Below are 16,159 nucleotides of genomic sequence, written 5' to 3'. Positions count from 1 at the left end.
CCGTGTGTTGCGCAGACTTTAACAACCGGCCAACGGGCCGGACCGGCGGCCCGGAAGGCTTCGTCGGGTGGCGCGTCGGGGCCCACGGCGTACCCTGGGCGGGACGGACCGAAGAAGCGCGGAACCGCGTGGGAAGCCGAACGAAGGAGCGGGCTCAGCCGGTGAACTCCGCCGACGTCAGAGACTGGGACGCGGGCGACAGGAGGCTCTATCCGCCGGAAACCGCACCGACCCAGGTGCCGCGCCGGCCGGTGGAGACCGCCGGGTCGTCGGCGCGGTCCGGCGCGGAACGGCTGCCGGTGGCCGGCCTCGCCAGCGCCACGGACCACTTCCGCGAGGGCCTTGTCCTCTGTGACGGTGACCGGGTCGTGCGGTACGTGAGCGCCGTGGCGGCCCGCCTGCTGCCCGGGGTCCGCGCCGGCGAGATCCTCGCGACCAGCGGCATCGCCGAGCTCGACGCGGCCGGGATCGCCGAGTTCGCCCACCGGGGCCGCCGGCTGCGGATCCGCCGGGTGGCGCTGGACGGCGAGCACGTCGCCTGGTACGTCGAGGACGTCACCGATGCGGTGGACCGGGCCGATGCCCTGCTCGCCGAGCGCTCACGCTCCGGTTTCCTCGCCGCGGCCAGCCAGCAGCTCGGCAACCCGCTGCACATCGATCGGGCGGCCCGGGCCGTGGTGCGGCTGGCCGTACCGGTGCTCGGGGACACCGCGGTCGTGGTGCTGGCCGCCCGGGCCGGCCGGCACCAGTGGTGGCGCGCGGTCGGCGCCGGCGGCCGGCCGGTCGTCACGGGTGGCGAGATCGACGTGGCCGACCTGCCGCCCGGGGTGGCGGCGGCGCTGGACGGCGCCGAGCCGCACGAGGCCGACTGGCTGGTCGAGCAGCTGTCCGACGCGGGCTGGCTGCCCGACGGCGGGCTTACCCGGCTGTGTGCCCGGGCCGTGCCGCTGCCCGGCAGCGGCCCGCCCACCGGGGCCCTGATGGTGGCCCGCTCGGTCGACCGGCCCTTCGAGGCGGCCGATCTCGACGTGTTGCGCGGGTTCGCCGCTCGGGCCGGCGCGGCGGCCAACGCCGCCCTGCTCTACCGGGAGCAGGCGGAGATCGCCGAGACGTTGCAGAGCAGCCTGCTGCCCGCAACGCCGGCGCCCAGCTCGGGCGTGCAGTGGGGCACCGCCTACCGGCCCTCCCAGGCCACCCTGCGGATCGGCGGCGACTTCTACGGCACCCATTCGCTGCCGGACGGCAGCTCGCTGTTCTTCCTGGGCGACGTGTCGGGCAAGGGCGTCGAGGCGGCCGTCTTCACCGGGGCGCTGCGGCAGGGGCTGCAGGCGCTGCGCCGGGTCGAGACGGACCCGCAGCGGCTGCTGCGGCTGCTCAACGACTCGGTCCTGGAGACCGTCCGGGCCGCCAACCAGGGCCGCTTCGCCACCATCGTGCTGGGCCTGGCCCAGCCCGACCGCGACGGCGGGCTCCGGCTCACCCTCGCCGGCGGTGGGCACCTGCCGCCGCTGCTGCTGCGCGCCGACGGGACGGTGCAGGCCGTGTCGCTGGGCGGGATGCTGATCGGCGTGGTGCCCGACCCGCACATCGGCGCCACCACCGTGCACCTCGCCCCGGGGGAGAGCTGCGTGCTCTACAGCGACGGGGTGACCGAGGCCCGGGGCGGACGGCACGGCGACGAGGAGTACGGCCCGGAGCGGTTGGCCCGGGCCCTGCACGGCTGTGCCGGGATGCCGGCGCCCGCGCTGGCGGAACGCGTCGAGCAGCTCACCTGCGACTGGCTGGCGGGCGGCGAGCACGACGACATCGCCGTGCTGACGCTGCGCGCGGTCCCGCCGGGCGGCGGCAGCCGGCACCTGCACGTCGTGCCCGATCCCGAACCCGAGGAGAACACCGCACCGTGACCGATCCCACCGGCGCCCTGGCGGCCGCGTACCCGGAGCTGATCCAGTGCCTCGCCGACGCCGACGAGTACGCCGCCACCGATGTGGCGCTGGGGCTGCTGGCCGCCGGGGTGCCGGCCGAATCCGTGCTGCTGGAGCTGATCGCGCCGGCGCAGGCGCAGGTCGGCCGATGGTGGCAGGCCAACGAGTGGAGCGTGGCCCAGGAGCACGCGGCCACCCACATCAGCGAGCGGGTGGTCGCGGCGGTCTCGTCGTACGCCAGTCCCCGCCCGAACCGCGGCCGGGTGGTGGTGGCGTGCATGGACGGCGAGTGGCACGCGCTGCCGGCGCGGCTGGTCGCCGAGGTGCTGCGGCTGCGCGGGTGGAACGTCACGTTCCTCGGCGCCAGCGTCCCGGCCGCCCACCTGGTGTCCTACCTGCACCGCAACGACGCCCAGGCGGTCGCCCTGGGCTGCGCGGTGCCGATGCGGCTGCCGCAGGCGCACGCCATGATCGAGGCGTGCCGGCGGGCCGACGTGCCCATCCTGGTCGGCGGCCGCGGGTTCGGCGCCGACGGCCGGTGGGCCGAGCGCCTCGGGGTGACCTGGGCGCCGGACGCCGTGACGGCCGCCGAGCTGGTCGGCAACGAGGAGCTGCTGGACCGGCCGCCGTCCGGCCCGCCGCCGCAGCTGGCCGACGACGAGTACGCGGGCCTGGTCCGGCGGCGCGGCGAGCTCATCGACAGCGCGCTGGGGGCGCTGCGCCAGGCCTCTCCCGCGGTCCGCGACTACACGCCGGACCAGCTGGACCGCACGATCGAGGACCTCGGGTACATCGTCGACTTCCTCGCCGCGGCCGTCTATGTCGACGACCCGACGCTGTTCGAGGAGTTCCTGGACTGGCTGCTCGAGGTGCTGGGCAGCCGGGGCGTACCGGCCGCGCCCGTGCAGGCCACGCTCGCGCACTTCGCCGGTGAGCTGCGGGACTTCCCGCGGGCGCGCCGGTTCCTCGGGGCGGACCGGGACCTCCGCGTTCCCGCGCCGGCCGTCACCGGCTGAGCGACCGTACCGGCGCTGGCGGCCACCGGCGCTGGCGGCCACTGGGCCGGCGGCCGCGCGGCCGGCCCGGGCCACCGTCGCCGGCCGGGCACCCCCTGCCCCGGCGGCGGCGCGGCGCGTATGCTTGCCGGACAGCAAACGGTTCACTCCGAACGGAAGGGCAGGGGATGACGTTCTCCGTCACGCACGCCCGGTCCGGGGAGATCAGCCGGATCCAGGTGACCGGTGAGCTCGACATGGCGACGGCGCCCGAGCTCAACGCCCTGATCGACGAACGGATCGAGGCGGGCGAGACGCGCCTGCTGGTGGACCTGCGCGGTCTGGAATTCTGCGACTCCACCGGGCTGGCCGCCTTCGTTCGCGGGGAGAACATGGCCGCCGCCCGCGGCGGCTGGCTGCGGCTCACCGGGGCCAACGGCCGGGTCTCGCGGGTGCTCACCGTCAGCGGCCTGGAGCAGGTGCTCCGGTACGAGCCGGCGGCCGACCCCGCCGGGCTGACCGAGCGGTAGTCGGCTAGATTGCCCCAGCGGTCGGCCGTCGGTCGATCCTTGACAGAGGCGGTGCCCATGGCGGCAGCAGTGTCCGACCCGATCCGCATCCTCATCGTCGACGACGATCCGGGCGATGTGCTGATGATCGAGGAGGCGCTGGAGGACTCCTCGATCAACAAGCAGATCGCGGTGGTGAGCGACGGCCAGGAGGCGATGGAGTTCCTCCGCCGCGAGGGCCGGCACCCGAGCGCCGAACGGCCCGACATGATCCTGCTGGACCTCAACATGCCCCGGATGGACGGTCGGCAGGTGCTCGGGGAGGTCAAGCGGGACGAGGACCTGCGGACCATCCCGATCGTCGTGCTGACCACCTCCAGCACCGACACCGACATCCTGAGCAGCTACACGCTCCAGGCCAACGCGTACGTGACGAAGCCCATCGGCCTCGACGACTTCACCGACGTGGTGCGACGGATCGACGAGTTCTTCGGCCGCGTGGTCGTGCTGCCCCGGCAGGCCTGACGACCGGCCCGCCCCAGCCGTTTCGCGGTGTCCGACGGCCCCAGCCGCTTTGCGGTGTCCGACCGCCCCAGCCGTTTCGCGGTGTCCCGCCGACCGCCGGTCCGAGGATCCCGAGCAAATTTCGGGAATCTGGCTGACCGGATGCGCTCGTGCGGTCAGGATTGACCTCAGGCGAAGGACTCCGCTGCATGGGGGCACCGCACATGGAATTTTCCGCCGTCGATCCCGAGGGGCACCGCAACCGGATCGAGTCGTCCCTACGTGATCTTGGTGACCGATTGGCGCACGCGGCGGAACGGGTGGCCGCCGCCCCGGTCCGGGCCGAACTCAGCTCGGTGCAGGCCGAGCTCTACCAGCTCCGCAGCCTGCTGGCCGCCACCTGGCCGGCCACGGCCGCCGGCGGCACCCCGGCCGAGCGCGAGGTTGGCGAGCTGCTCACCCGGGCCCGCCAGGCCCTGCTCGTGGCCGAGGAGGAGGCCCGGCAGGTCCGCGACCGGGCGTACGACGACGCCCTGCAGGCTCGCCGGGACTTCGAGGCGGCGCTGTACCTGCGCCGGTGCCGGGAGGCCCGGGTCGACGACCTGCTGCGCGGCGTGGTCATCGAGCTGCCGCCGGAGCGACGGACGCAGGCGCGGGAGCCGGCGCCGCGACTCGGGCCGGCAGTGGCCGCGCCGGCCGCCGAGGCCGGCTGAGGCTCGCCGGCGGCTGCGCTCCGTCAGAGCAGCGCGTCCACCACGGTGGTCGCCCGGTCCTCGTGCTGGGCGTACGCGTCCGGGAAGGCCGACACCTGCACGGTCTGCGCCGCCAGCGTGACGCTCATGTCCTGCCAGTCGGGGATCTCCGCCAGAGCCAGGAAGAACTGCTGGGCCGCGTACGCCGGCTGCATGAGGTCGGCGACGCTGCCCCAGCCGCTGCTCGGGCGCTGCTGGAACAGCCCGACCGAGTCGTGGTCGGCGCCGGAGCCCTGGTGCGGGTAGTCCAGCGACTCGGGTACGACGTCGCTGGCCAGGTTGTACAGGTCGCTCTCCTGCATGGTGGTCGCGATGGCGACGATCAGACCGCGCCGCGGGATGCCCATCCGGCGACCCACCCGTACCACGACGGCCGCGTTGTCCATCTGAGCCTGGGTGAGCCCGGCCACCGGCCGGGGTCGGGCCGGCCGGGCGGGCCTGGCCTTCGGCTTCGGCCTGGGCTTCGGCTTGGGCTTGGCCGTCGGGCTGGCCGACGGCGACGGCACCGGGGCCCGCTGGGTGGACCGGGACGCGGGCTGCTCCGCGGCCGCCACCGCGCGGTCGGCCAGCGCCGCCCGTACGGGGTCCACCGCCGGCGGGCGGCCGGCGGAACGGGTCTCGGTCACCGCCACGCCGCCCAGACCGCAGGTCAGCGCGGCCGCGAGGCCCAGTCGCAGCGGGGTGGACCGGAGCGCCCGACCGAGGCGTCGCTGGCCGGGGACGACGGCGGGGGCCGGCCCGGGTCGACCAACGGTCGAGAGGGCATCCTCCGAACGGGTAGTCGACGGGTTGATGGTCAAATCCGTGTCGATCTTGTCCTTGCCATGCACCCGCCGAGGCTAGACAGGTGATTCGTCGATTACCCGGGCCCGTGGCGTGGCCTGGCCCACACTTTTGCCCACGAGTCCTCGCCAACAGCCACAGGAGCCAACGGAGCCCCGCTAAGCACACTCATCAGTAATGTCGGAAACGCCGTCTGAAGAATGCAGTAATAGGACGGACGACGCCGGCCGTCGGCCGCGGTGCGGCCCACCGAGCGCATCCGCCGAACGGTCGACCCGGTGGGGGACCGGCCGGCCGGGCCGGCCCGGGGCCGAACGGACCGGCCGAAGCCCCGAGCCGCCTCCGTAAGCCCCGAGCCGCCTCCGTGAGCCCCGAGCCGCCTCCGTGAAGCCCGAGCCACCGCGGCGAGGGGCGCCGGGGGCCGCATCCCGGCGAACGGCCACCGCCCGGCCCGGCCCGGGGATACGATCCCAACCGGTGACCGCTTGGACCGACGCGACCGACGGAAAACCGGTGGTACGGGAGCGCGGCCGCCGGCGGGGGACGGTGCTGACGTCGGTGGCCGTCCTGCTCGCGGCCGGCATCGCCGGCCACCGGCTGATCCCCAACGTGCGCGGGATGGGCAGCCTCATCGACACGGCCGTGCCGTACGCCGTGCTGGTCCTGCCGCCGCTGCTGCTCGCCGCCCTGCTGCGCCGCTCGCGGGCGGCGCTGGCGGCGGTCGGCCTCCCGGCGGCGGTGTGGACCGTTTTGGTCGGTCTGCCCTGGCTGCCGGTCGGCGGCGGCGGTCCGGTGCAGTTCCGGGTGGCCAGCCAGAACCTGATGGCCGGCAATCCGGAGCCGTTGTCCACCGTCACGGCGCTGCTGCGCGGCGGCCCCGACCTGGTGGCGCTGGAGGAGATCGGCGACGACGACCGGGCGGCCGTGGCGGACGCCCTGCGCGCCGGCTACCCGTACCGGGCCGGCGTCTCCACCGTCGGGCTCTGGAGCCGGTTCCCGATCCGCGAGGAGGTGGGCGTGGACACCGGCCTCGGCTGGACTCGGGCCCTGCGGGCCGTGGTGTCCGTGCCGGGCGGGGACGTGGCCGTGTACGTGGTCCACCTCGGTTCGGCCCGGGCCGGCGCCACCGGGCTGCGAGACCGGGGCGTGCGGATGTTGGCCGACCGGGTGCGTCGGGACCCGGCCCCCCAGCTGATCGTGCTGGGCGACCTCAACACGGCGCCGACCGACCGGATCATCGGGCCGCTGACCAGCCAGCTCGCCGACGCGCAGGCGCAGGCCGGGACGGGTCCCGGCTTCACCTGGCCGGCCCGGCTGCCGCTGACCCGGCCAGACCAGGTGCTCTACCGCGGGCTCACGGCCGCCGCCGCCGGCACGGTACGCACCCCGGCCAGCGACCACCGGGCGGTCACGGCCGGCTTCCGCCGCTGACCGCCTCCGCCGCCCGGGGCGGGAGCGCGCGGGCTACCTGGTGGTCTGCCGGGCGCGGTGGTCGGCCGCGGTGACCGTGAGGACATGCCGGCTGCCGTCGGTGCTGGAGAACGGCCACAGCCGGTCCGCGTTTTCGACCAGGTCGGCCAGCTGCTCGCGGCTCAGCCCGGCGGAGCCGATGCTGGCCCGGACCTCGGCCCGGTACCGACCGTCGGGGTCCCGGCCCAGCCGCGCCTCCGCCCGGACCTGGACGGTGTGCGCCTCGTCGGTGACGCCCGAGGCGGCCTCCACGGCCGCGTGGTGCAGGCAGGACGCGAAGGCCGCGGCCAGCAGCTGTTCCGGCGTCAGGCCATGACAGTGCGGCGCCAGCGGCGACGCGAGCGCCGAGGACAGCTCGCCGTCGTCCGTGCGGACGTGCCCACCCGCCGCGGTGGCCGCGGCGACCTCGGGCACCCAGAAACCTGACTCCGCCATCTGCGACCCCCCCAGGTAGCCGGGCCGGGGACTCCGCTCGGCTCGACCGATGCCCGTCGAACCCGGCCACGCCGCCGGCTACCCGGCGGGCCGGCCGTGAAACCCGGCCGCGCCGGTGGTGCCGAGGATGACCGACGCCACCAGCTCCGGATCGTCGTACATCGGCACATGGCCGCAGCCGGTCAGGTCGACGTGCCGGGCGCCCGGCAGCCGCTGCCGGGCCAGCGCGGCCTGCCGGTAGGGCAGGATCCGGTCCCGGGTGCCCCAGGCCACGGTCACCGGGACGGCGGGCGCGCCCGCGAAGGCGTACCCGCGGCCGGCCCGCGCCACGGCGCGGAACGCGCGGGCCCCGCGCAGCGCCCGGGCGTCGGCCAGGGCCGCTTCCACCGGCACCAGGGCCGGCCGGGCGAAGATCATGCCGAACGACGCGCTCCGGCCGGCCACCCCGGCCAGCACCCGGCGCAGCACCGGTTCGGGCAGCCGGGCCGCGAGCCGGTGCGCGCTGAGCACGCCGATAGCCCAGCGCAGCTCGGCGGGGGTGCAGAAGCCGGCCGGCGAGATCGCCGTGGCCGACGCCACCGCCCCGGCCGCCGCCAGCTCCAGCGCGATGGCTCCGCCCAGGCTGTTGCCCGCCACGTGCGGGCGAGACAGGCCCAGCTCGGCGAAGACGTCGGCCACGGCCGCCACCACGGCCCGCATGTCCGGCGGCAGACCCGCGGCCGGCACCGGCGACTCGCCGAAGCCGGGCAGGTCGAGGGCGATCACGTCGTGTACGGCGGCCAGCCGGTCGAGCACCGGCAGCCAGGCCCGCCAGTGGTGCCCGATGCCGTGCAGCAGCACCAGCGGCTCGCCGGCGCCCCGACGGTCGAAGACGATGTCGAGCGCCATCTCAGTCGGTCTCCGGCTCCGCCCCGGCCACCGCGGTGTGCCGGCCGAAGGCCCGGCCCAGCGCCCGTACCTCGGCCTCCATGGCCGGTACGGCGGTCCGCGCCGACCGGCCGATGATCCGGTCGCTCACCGGGCTGACCAGGAGGGACCGGACGGCCTGGGCGGCGGCCAACCCGGCCGGAACGTACACCCGGCGCTGGCGGCGCTCGATGGCCCGGACGAATGCCTCGGCGCAGGCCTCGACGGAGGTGGTGGCGCCGAACGGCCAGGGCAGCCTGGCCAGGGTGGCCCGGAACGCGGGCAGGTCCTCCTTGGCGTCCCGCACCAGGTCGGTGTCCACCCAGGACATGTGCGCGGTGCCGACCGAGACCCGGTGGTGGGCCAGTTCCAGCCGGAGCGCGTTGCCGAACTGCTCCACCCCGGCCTTGGATGCGCAGTAGGCCGCCATGCCCGGCATCGCGGCGAACGCGGCGGCGCTGGAGACGAGCAGCAGGTAGCCGCGGCTGGCGATCAGCGCCTCGGCCGTGGCGGCCGCGGTGCGCATGACCCCGATGAGGTTGATCTCGACGGTGCGGGCGAGCGCCTCGATGTCGCCGGTGGCCACGGTGCCCCGATTGGCCACGCCGGCGTTGGCCAGCACGGCATCGATCCGACCGAACCGGTCCAGCGTGCCGCGTACCGCCGCGGTGAGCGCGGCCTGGTCGGTCACGTCGGCCGGGAACCAGGCGTGCTGCGGTCCGAGCGCGTCGGCCAGCCCGGCGAGCCGGCGGGGCTCGAGGCCGACCAGGGCGAGCCGGGCGCCGCGCCGGGCGGCGAGCCGGGCCGTGTGCTCGCCGATGCCGCGGGCGGCGCCGGTGACCAGGATGACCCGACCGGACAGCACTGACGTCATGCGACTCCCTCCGAGGGCGCCGGCGGGACACCCGGTCCCGCCGGCGCGATGGTCCGATAGGCGGCCGGGTCGAACCGGCGGGTGCGCAGCCAGTACGACCAGGTGTAGCCCGGCCACAGGGTGGAGTTGCGGCCGGTGGCGTCGAGGTACCAGCTGCGGCAGCCGCCCCGGGTCCAGACGGTCTTGCGCATCCGCCGGTCCACCCCGGCCACGAACGCGTCCTGGGCCGCGGGCGTCGGCTCCACCGGCGCGCCGGCCCGTTCGGTGAGCCGGAGCAGGCCGAGCAGGTGGTTGAGCTGGCACTCGATCATGAAGACGACCGAGTTGTGGCCCAGTCCGGTGTTGGGGCCGAGCAGCAGCGCCAGGTTCGGGAAGCCGGTCACGGTCACCCCCTGGTAGGCGCGCATGCTGCCGCCCCAGGCCTCGCGCAGCGTCCGCCCGTCCGCGCCGCGGATCAGCCGCGCCAGCGGCGGCTCGGTGGCGGTGAAGCCGGTGCCCAGGATGATGGTGTCGGCCGGTCGGAACGTGCCGTCGGCGGTGCCGATCCCGGCCGGCCGGACCTCGCTGATCCGGTCGGTCACCAGCTCAACGTTGTCCCGGGTCAGCGCCGGGTAGTAGTCGTTGGACAGCAGAACCCGCTTGCAACCCATGGTGTAGCCCGGGGTCAGCCGGGCCCGCAGGTTGGGGTCGGCCACGGCGCCGCGCAGGTGCCGGCCGGCCACCGCCTGGCCGGCCCGCATGACGGCCGGGCGCAGGAACGCCGTGGCGGCCACCTCCCGGCCCCAGTAGACGCCGGCCCTTGCCGCGCGACGGGCGCCCGGCACCGCGCGGAACAGCCGCCGCTCCCACTCCCGGATCCGCCGGTCGGCGCGTGGCAGCACCCACGGCGGGGTGCGCTGGTAGACCTGCAGGGCGGCCACCCGGGGGGCGATCCGCGGGATGAACTGGATGGCCGAGGCGCCGGTGCCGATCACCGCCACCCGCCGGCCGGCGAGGTCGAGGTCGTGCCGCCACCGGGCAGAGTGGAACACCTCGCCGGCGAAGCCGGCCAGCCCGGGCAGGTCGGGCACGGCCGGTTCGGAGAGCGGGCCGGCCGCCACCACCAGGGTGCCGGCGCTCCACGGGCCGCCGGAGGTGTCGATCAGCCAGCGAGCGCCGTCGGTGTCCCAGGCGGCACCGGTAACCTCGTGCCCCAACCGCAGGTGCTTCGTCAGGCCGAACCGGTGCACGCAGCCGCGCAGGTACGCCCAGATCTCCGGTTGCCCGGAGAAGCTGCGGGTCCAGTCCGGGTTCGGAGCGAAGGAGAGCGAGTACATATGCGACGGGACGTCGCAGGCGCAGCCCGGGTAGGTGTTGTCCCGCCAGGTCCCGCCCACGTCGTCGGCACGGTCGAACACGACGAAGTCGTCGTACCCGTGCTGGCGGAGCCGGATCGCGGCGCCGATCCCGCCGAAGCCGGCGCCCAGCACGGCGACCCGGACATGCTGCCGCTGCCCACCGGCCATGGGGGCGACTCCTCTCCGCGGGGCGGATCCGGAAATCCGGAGCAGACGGTACCGTCTGGTACCACGGATACCGGAAAGTTACCACCGGGTAGAGGCGGGCGGAAGATGGCGAACGACCGGTTGGCGCGCCCGTCCGGCCCGGTCCGTGCCACCCGGCCCCCCGACCGGGTACGTGCGGACCTGATCGCCGGGCTCGCCGAGGCGGTGGCCGAGAAGGGGTACGCGGCCTGCACCATCGCCGACGTGGTGGCCCGGGCCCGGGTCTCCAAGCGCACCTTCTACGAGCACTTCGCCGACAAGGAGGACTGCCTGCTCGCGCTCTACGCCGACAGCTGCGACCGGCTGCTGGAGGTGCTGCGCGGCACCGGGGGCCCGGGGCAGCCGTGGCGGGACCGGGTCGTCGCGGTGGTGTCCGCGTACCTCACCGCGCTCGACGAGATGCCGGCGGTCAGCCGCGCCGTGCTGGTGGAGATGCAGGCGGCCGGGCCGCGCGCGTACCGGCTGCGGCAGCGGACCCAGCGCCGCTTCGCCGACGCGCTGGTGGAATTGGTGGCCACCGCCCGGCGGGCCGACCCGGAGCTGGCGGAGCTGCCCCCGGACATGGCCCTGGCCCTGGTGGGCGGGATCAACGAGCTGCTGCTGGAGGCCGTCGACCCGTACGCCGGTGGCGCGCCGGGGCCCGGCGCCGGCTCGGTCTTCGCGGCCCTGCACGGCACGGTCGTCCGGCTGGTCGCGGCGGTGCTGAGCTACCGCGGATAGCGGCCCGGGCCGCCCGCGCGGCCCGCACAGCTGATACACAGGTTGGACCGGGGTCTGGCACAGCCTGCCCCGGCAACCTGGAGGACATGGTCATGAACGGACGAGCCGCGACCGGGCATGTCGAGCTCCGCCGCCCGGACGGGGAGCCCGTCCGGGTGCTGGTGGTCGACGACGAGGCGACCCTGACCGATCTGCTGTCGATGGCCCTGCGGTACGAGGGCTGGGACGTGCGCAGCGCCGGCACCGGCAACGCGGCCCTGCGGGCGGCCCGGCAGTTCCAGCCGGACGCGGTGGTGCTGGACGTGATGCTGCCGGACTTCGACGGGCTCGAGGTGCTCAAGCGGCTGCGCGCGCACGACCCGGCGGTGCCGGTGCTGTTCCTCACCGCCCGCGACGCCGTGGAGGAGCGGATCGCCGGCCTCACCGCGGGCGGCGACGACTACGTCACGAAGCCGTTCAGCCTGGAGGAGGTGGTCGCCCGGCTGCGCGGGCTGATGCGCCGCGCCGGTTCGGCGGTGAACGCCCGCGAGGAGGCCGTGCTGAGCGTCGGCGACCTGACCCTCGACGAGGACAGCCACGAGGTACGCCGGGCCGGCCAGCTGATCGCGCTGACCGCCACCGAGTTCGAGCTGCTGCGGTACCTGATGCGCAATCCCCGCCGAGTGCTGAGCAAGGCGCAGATCCTGGACCGGGTCTGGAACTACGACTTCGGCGGCCAGGCGAACGTGGTCGAGCTCTACATTTCGTACCTGCGCAAGAAGATCGACGCCGGACGGTCGCCGATGATCCACACGCTGCGCGGGGCGGGCTATGTCCTCAAGCCCGCGGACTGAACCCGCCGTCCGCCGTCCGGTCCGCTGGCTCGCCGCCGGACGGTCCTGGTGGGCCGGCCGCACCCTGAACACCCGGCTGCTGGTCGCGGTGCTCAGCCTGCTGGCCGTGGTGTGCGTGGCGATCGGCACGGTCACCACGGTGGCGCTGCGCAACGTCCTCGTGCACCAGCTCGACCAGCAGCTCACCGCGGCCGTGCGGCGCGGCGAACCGTGGCGGGACCACCGGGGGCCGCTGCTGCCCGACACCGACCAGGACGGGGCGTCGACCGGTGGCCCACCGCCGTTCCCCGGCGCCCCGGTCGGCACGGTCATCGGGGCCGGCGACGCGGGTGCGGTGTCCGCTCGGCTGTACCAGGAGGAGGGCGGCGCCCGGGCGCTCACGGCCACCGAGCTGGCGCCGCTGGTGACGCTCCCGGCCGACGGCCGACCGTACACCCGGACCCTGACCGGGCTCGGTGACTACCGGCTGATGAGCAGGGCCACGCCGAACGGCCGGGTGATCACCGGGCTGCCGCTCGGGCAGGTCGAGGAGACGCTCTGGTGGATGGTGGCCGCCGAGGCCGGGGTGGCCGGCGCCGGCCTGATCGCGGCCGGCACGGCCGGGACGCTCATCGTCCGCCGGTCCCTGCGGCCGCTGCGCCGGGTGGCCGCCACCGCCGGCCGGGTGGCCGAGCTGCCGCTGCACCGCGGCGAGGTGGCGCTCTCCGAGCGGGTGCCGGCCGCCGACACCGACCCGCGGACCGAGGTGGGCCAGGTCGGCGCCGCGCTCAACCGGATGCTCGGGCACGTCGGCGCCGCGCTCGCGGCCCGGCACGCCAGCGAGACCCGGGTACGCCAGTTCGTGGCCGACGCGAGCCACGAGCTGCGCACGCCGCTGGCGGCCATCCGCGGGTACGCCGAGCTGACCCGGCGGTCCCGCCAGGAGGTGCCGCCGGACGTGGCCCACGCGCTGGCCCGGGTCGAGTCGGAGAGCACCCGGATGACCCGGCTGGTGGACGACCTGTTGCTGCTGGCCCGGCTCGACTCCGGCCGCCCGCTGGCCAGCGTGCCGGTGGACCTGTCGGCGCTGGTGGTGGACGTGGTGGGGGACGCGCACGCGGCCGGACCGGACCACAAGTGGCGGCTCGACCTGCCGCCCGAGGCGGTCCGGGTGACCGGGGACGACGAGCGGCTGCACCAGGCGGTGGCGAACCTGCTGGCCAACGCCCGTACGCACACCCCGCCGGGCACCACGGTGACCACCTCGCTGGCCGTCGTGGACGATGCGGCGGAGCTGACGGTCACCGACGACGGGCCCGGCATCCCGGCGCAGCTGCAACCGGAGGTGTTCGAGCGGTTCGCCCGCGGCGACAGCTCCCGCTCGCGGGCGGCCGGCAGCACCGGACTCGGGCTGGCCATCGTGGCCGCCGTGGTCGAGGCGCACGACGGCGGCGTGGCCATGGACAGCCGGCCCGGGCACACCGCCTTCACCATCCGGCTGCCGCTGCTGACAGCCGACGCATAGCCGTCACACGGTCCCGGGCCAGCGCGGTCCGGAAGGCTTCCCGGCATGGATGACTGCACTTCGGCGCCCGGTCCGGCGTTGGAACCCCGGTGGGTGCGTCCGGCCCTGGCCGCCCTGCTGCTCGGCGCCGCACTGCTCTACCTGTGCGGGCTCGGCGCCTCGGGCTGGGCCAACTCGTTCTACTCGGCCGCCGCGCAGGCCGGCTCCGCGAGCTGGAAGGCGCTGTTCTTCGGCTCCTCCGACGCGGGCAACTCGATCACCGTGGACAAGACCCCGGCCTCGCTCTGGGTAATGGGCCTGTCGGTACGCGTCTTCGGGCTGAACCCGTGGGCCATCCTCGTGCCGCAGGCGCTGGCCGGGGTGGCCGCGGTCGGCTTGCTCTTCGCGGCCGTGCGCCGCTGGTACGGCCCGGCCGCCGGCCTGCTCGCCGGCGCGGTGCTGGCGGTCACCCCGGTGGCCACCCTGATGTTCCGGTTCAACAACCCGGACGCGCTGCTCGTGCTGCTGCTGGTGGCCGGGGCGTACGCCACCGTCCGTGCCGTGGAGACCGCGAGCGCCCGCTGGCTCGCCCTGGCCGGCGCGCTCGTCGGGTTCGGGTACCTCACCAAGATGCTGCAGGCCTTCCTCGTGGTGCCGGCGTTCGCCGCCACGTACCTGCTGGCGGCGCCGACCGGCGCGGCGCGGCGGATCCGGCACCTGCTGCTGGCCGGACTGGCCATGATGGTGGCCGGCGGCTGGTGGGTGGCGATCGTCGAGCTGATGCCGGTCGCCGCCCGGCCGTACATCGGCGGCTCGCAGCACAACAGCATTCTCGAGCTGACCTTCGGCTACAACGGCCTGGGCCGGATCACCGGCGCCGAGGAGGGCAGCGTGGGCGGTGGCGGGCGGTTCGGCCCGGCCTCCGGGCAGACCGGCTGGCTGCGGCTGTTCGGCGCCGAGCTGGGCGGCCAGGTGAGCTGGCTGCTGCCGGCCGCGCTGGTGCTGCTGCTGGCCGGGCTGGTGCTGGCCGGCCGGGCCGGGCGGACCGACCGGGGGCGGGCCGGGCTGGTGCTCTGGGGCGGCTGGCTGCTGGTCACGGCGATCACCTTCAGCTTCATGCAGGGGATCTTCCACGCGTACTACGCGGTGGCGCTGGCCCCGGCCATCGGCGCGCTGGTCGGCGCCGGGGTGATGCTGCTCTGGCGCCGTCGCCGGTGGCTACCGGCCGTGGCCGTTCTGGCCGGCACGCTGGCCGGCACGTCGCTCTGGTCGTACGTGCTGCTGCTGCGCAGCGCGGACTGGCAGCCGTGGCTGCGCCCGGCGGTGCTGGTGGCCGGGCTGGTCGCGGCGGCCGCGCTGGTCGTGGTGGCCCGGCTGCCCCGGTGGCTCTCGGCCGCGGTGCTGGCCGTGGGCGCGGCCGCCGCGTTCGCCGGCCCGATCGGGTACGCCCTCGACACGGCGGCCGTGGCGCACACCGGTTCGATCCCGTCGGCCGGCCCGGCCGTACGCGGCGAATTCGGTCCGGGCGGCGGCTTCCGGGGCGCGGGATTCCGCGGCGGCTTTCGGGGCGAGGGCGACGGCCGCGGGCGGGTCCCTGGTGGCGGCCGGTTCCCCGGCGGTGGCCAGGTCTCGGGTGGTGGCCAGGTGCCGGGTGGTGGCCAGGTGCCCGGTGGTGGCCAGGCGCCGGGTGGTGGCCAGGTCCCGGGCGGCGGCCAGGTGCCCGGTGGTGGCCAGGTCTCGGGTGGTGGCCAGGTGCCGGGTGGTGGCCAGGTCCCGGGCGGCGGCCGGTTGCCCGGCGGTGGTCAGGTTCCCGGCGGTGGCCAGGACCTCGGCGGGCAGGTGCCCGGAAGCGGCCAACAGGCGGGCGGCGCCCCGGGGGCGCCCGGCGCGGGTCAGTCCGGTGCGGGTCAGTCCGGTGCGGGCGGACCAGCCGGCAGTCGGGGCGGCATGGGCGGGCTGCTGGACGCCCGCGTCCCCGGCGCCGAGCTTCGGGCCCTGCTGACCGGGGATGCCGGCCGGTACACCTGGGCGGCCGCCACGATCGGCTCGAACAACGCGGCCGGGTATCAGCTGGCGACCGGGCTGCCGGTGATGCCGGTGGGCGGCTTCAACGGCAGCGACCCGTCGCCCACGTTGGCGCAGTTCCAGGCAGACGTCCGGGCTGGCAAGATCCACTACTTCCTCGGCGGCTCGGGCTTCCGTGCCAACGGCGGCAGCCGGGCCGCCCAGGAGATCGCGGCGTGGGTGGCGGAGACCTACTTGGCCAGCACGGTCGACGGTGAGGCGGTCTACGACCTGACCGCCCCTAGCTGACCCGACCGGAGGGGCGGGCGCGCCGGCGGGCGGCGGCCGGTGGGAGGTACGCCAGCGACCCCTACGCGCCCCCTTGGGGTCGCTGCCGTACACCCCGCCGCCCCTGCTGCCCG

General features: G+C 75.6%; 15 protein-coding genes. 10 read left to right on the top strand and 5 right to left on the bottom strand.

What is annotated here, in order from left to right; genetic code table 11:
• The first annotated feature begins 161 nt into the window (after positions 1 to 161).
• The 5 genes from ACFFHU_RS23585 (at position 162) to ACFFHU_RS23565 (ending at position 4,646) form a co-directional block, all read left to right on the top strand.
• Positions 162 to 1,904: a PP2C family protein-serine/threonine phosphatase gene (locus tag ACFFHU_RS23585; protein ID WP_377342331.1), complete on the top strand. Its 1,743-nt coding sequence runs from the start codon at positions 162 to 164 to the stop codon at positions 1,902 to 1,904.
• Positions 1,901 to 2,941: a cobalamin B12-binding domain-containing protein gene (locus ACFFHU_RS23580; RefSeq protein ID WP_377342329.1), complete on the top strand. Its 1,041-nt coding sequence runs from the start codon at positions 1,901 to 1,903 to the stop codon at positions 2,939 to 2,941. The genes ACFFHU_RS23585 and ACFFHU_RS23580 overlap by 4 nt, the downstream gene beginning before the upstream one ends.
• Positions 2,942 to 3,108: 167 nt before the next feature.
• On the top strand, positions 3,109 to 3,450 hold the full coding sequence (locus tag ACFFHU_RS23575; RefSeq protein WP_377342327.1) for an STAS domain-containing protein: 342 nt from the start codon (positions 3,109 to 3,111) through the stop codon (positions 3,448 to 3,450).
• 57 nt (positions 3,451 to 3,507) lie between these two features.
• Positions 3,508 to 3,954 carry a response regulator gene (locus ACFFHU_RS23570; RefSeq protein ID WP_377342325.1) on the top strand — a complete coding sequence of 149 codons (447 nt, stop codon included), beginning with the start codon at positions 3,508 to 3,510 and terminating at the stop codon, positions 3,952 to 3,954.
• 188 nt (positions 3,955 to 4,142) lie between these two features.
• Complete coding sequence (locus ACFFHU_RS23565; RefSeq protein ID WP_377342324.1) at positions 4,143 to 4,646, top strand: ATPase; 504 nt, start codon at positions 4,143 to 4,145, stop codon at positions 4,644 to 4,646.
• Positions 4,647 to 4,669: 23 nt separating this feature from the next.
• Here the strand turns inward: ACFFHU_RS23565 and ACFFHU_RS23560 are convergent, their stop codons facing one another.
• Positions 4,670 to 5,515, bottom strand: coding sequence for a hypothetical protein (locus tag ACFFHU_RS23560; RefSeq protein WP_377342322.1), 846 nt, complete (start codon positions 5,513 to 5,515; stop codon positions 4,670 to 4,672).
• A 430-nt stretch (positions 5,516 to 5,945) separates the two neighbouring features.
• Between ACFFHU_RS23560 and ACFFHU_RS23555 the strand changes: the two genes are divergently transcribed.
• On the top strand, positions 5,946 to 6,899 hold the full coding sequence (locus tag ACFFHU_RS23555; RefSeq protein ID WP_377342321.1) for an endonuclease/exonuclease/phosphatase family protein: 954 nt from the start codon (positions 5,946 to 5,948) through the stop codon (positions 6,897 to 6,899).
• A gap of 33 nt (positions 6,900 to 6,932) precedes the next feature.
• Here the strand turns inward: ACFFHU_RS23555 and ACFFHU_RS23550 are convergent, their stop codons facing one another.
• From ACFFHU_RS23550 to ACFFHU_RS23535, 4 genes are all read right to left on the bottom strand, one after another.
• Positions 6,933 to 7,373 (bottom strand): OsmC family protein, encoded by a 441-nt coding sequence (locus tag ACFFHU_RS23550; protein WP_377342319.1) that lies wholly within the window; start codon positions 7,371 to 7,373, stop codon positions 6,933 to 6,935.
• A gap of 78 nt (positions 7,374 to 7,451) precedes the next feature.
• A complete protein-coding gene (locus ACFFHU_RS23545) occupies positions 7,452 to 8,261 on the bottom strand; it encodes an alpha/beta fold hydrolase (protein ID WP_377342317.1) in 810 nt (269 codons plus the stop codon).
• Position 8,262: 1 nt separating this feature from the next.
• Entirely contained in the window at positions 8,263 to 9,153 is an 891-nt protein-coding gene (locus ACFFHU_RS23540; protein WP_377342315.1) for an SDR family oxidoreductase, read from the bottom strand.
• Complete coding sequence (locus ACFFHU_RS23535; protein ID WP_377342313.1) at positions 9,150 to 10,658, bottom strand: flavin-containing monooxygenase; 1,509 nt, start codon at positions 10,656 to 10,658, stop codon at positions 9,150 to 9,152. Before ACFFHU_RS23535 ends, ACFFHU_RS23540 begins: the two co-directional genes overlap by 4 nt.
• Before the next feature lie 105 nt (positions 10,659 to 10,763).
• On the opposite strand from ACFFHU_RS23535, the gene ACFFHU_RS23530 reads away from it, so the two are divergent.
• The 4 genes from ACFFHU_RS23530 (at position 10,764) to ACFFHU_RS23515 (ending at position 16,046) form a co-directional block, all read left to right on the top strand.
• On the top strand, positions 10,764 to 11,417 hold the full coding sequence (locus ACFFHU_RS23530; RefSeq protein ID WP_377342312.1) for a TetR/AcrR family transcriptional regulator: 654 nt from the start codon (positions 10,764 to 10,766) through the stop codon (positions 11,415 to 11,417).
• An 86-nt stretch (positions 11,418 to 11,503) separates the two neighbouring features.
• Positions 11,504 to 12,250, top strand: a complete 747-nt coding sequence (locus ACFFHU_RS23525) for a response regulator transcription factor (protein ID WP_377342311.1) — start codon at positions 11,504 to 11,506, stop codon at positions 12,248 to 12,250.
• Positions 12,228 to 13,754, top strand: coding sequence for a sensor histidine kinase (locus ACFFHU_RS23520; protein ID WP_377342309.1), 1,527 nt, complete (start codon positions 12,228 to 12,230; stop codon positions 13,752 to 13,754). The genes ACFFHU_RS23525 and ACFFHU_RS23520 overlap by 23 nt, the downstream gene beginning before the upstream one ends.
• A gap of 45 nt (positions 13,755 to 13,799) precedes the next feature.
• Positions 13,800 to 16,046 (top strand): mannosyltransferase YkcB-related protein, encoded by a 2,247-nt coding sequence (locus ACFFHU_RS23515; protein ID WP_446687014.1) that lies wholly within the window; start codon positions 13,800 to 13,802, stop codon positions 16,044 to 16,046.
• Positions 16,047 to 16,159: the final 113 nt, after the last annotated feature.

Origin of the sequence: Plantactinospora siamensis (assembly GCF_042434095.1) — a bacterium.
Taxonomy (GTDB): domain Bacteria; phylum Actinomycetota; class Actinomycetes; order Mycobacteriales; family Micromonosporaceae; genus KBS50.
Note: the sequence above shows the minus strand (reverse complement) of the source record. Positions and strands in the feature narration are given on the sequence as shown.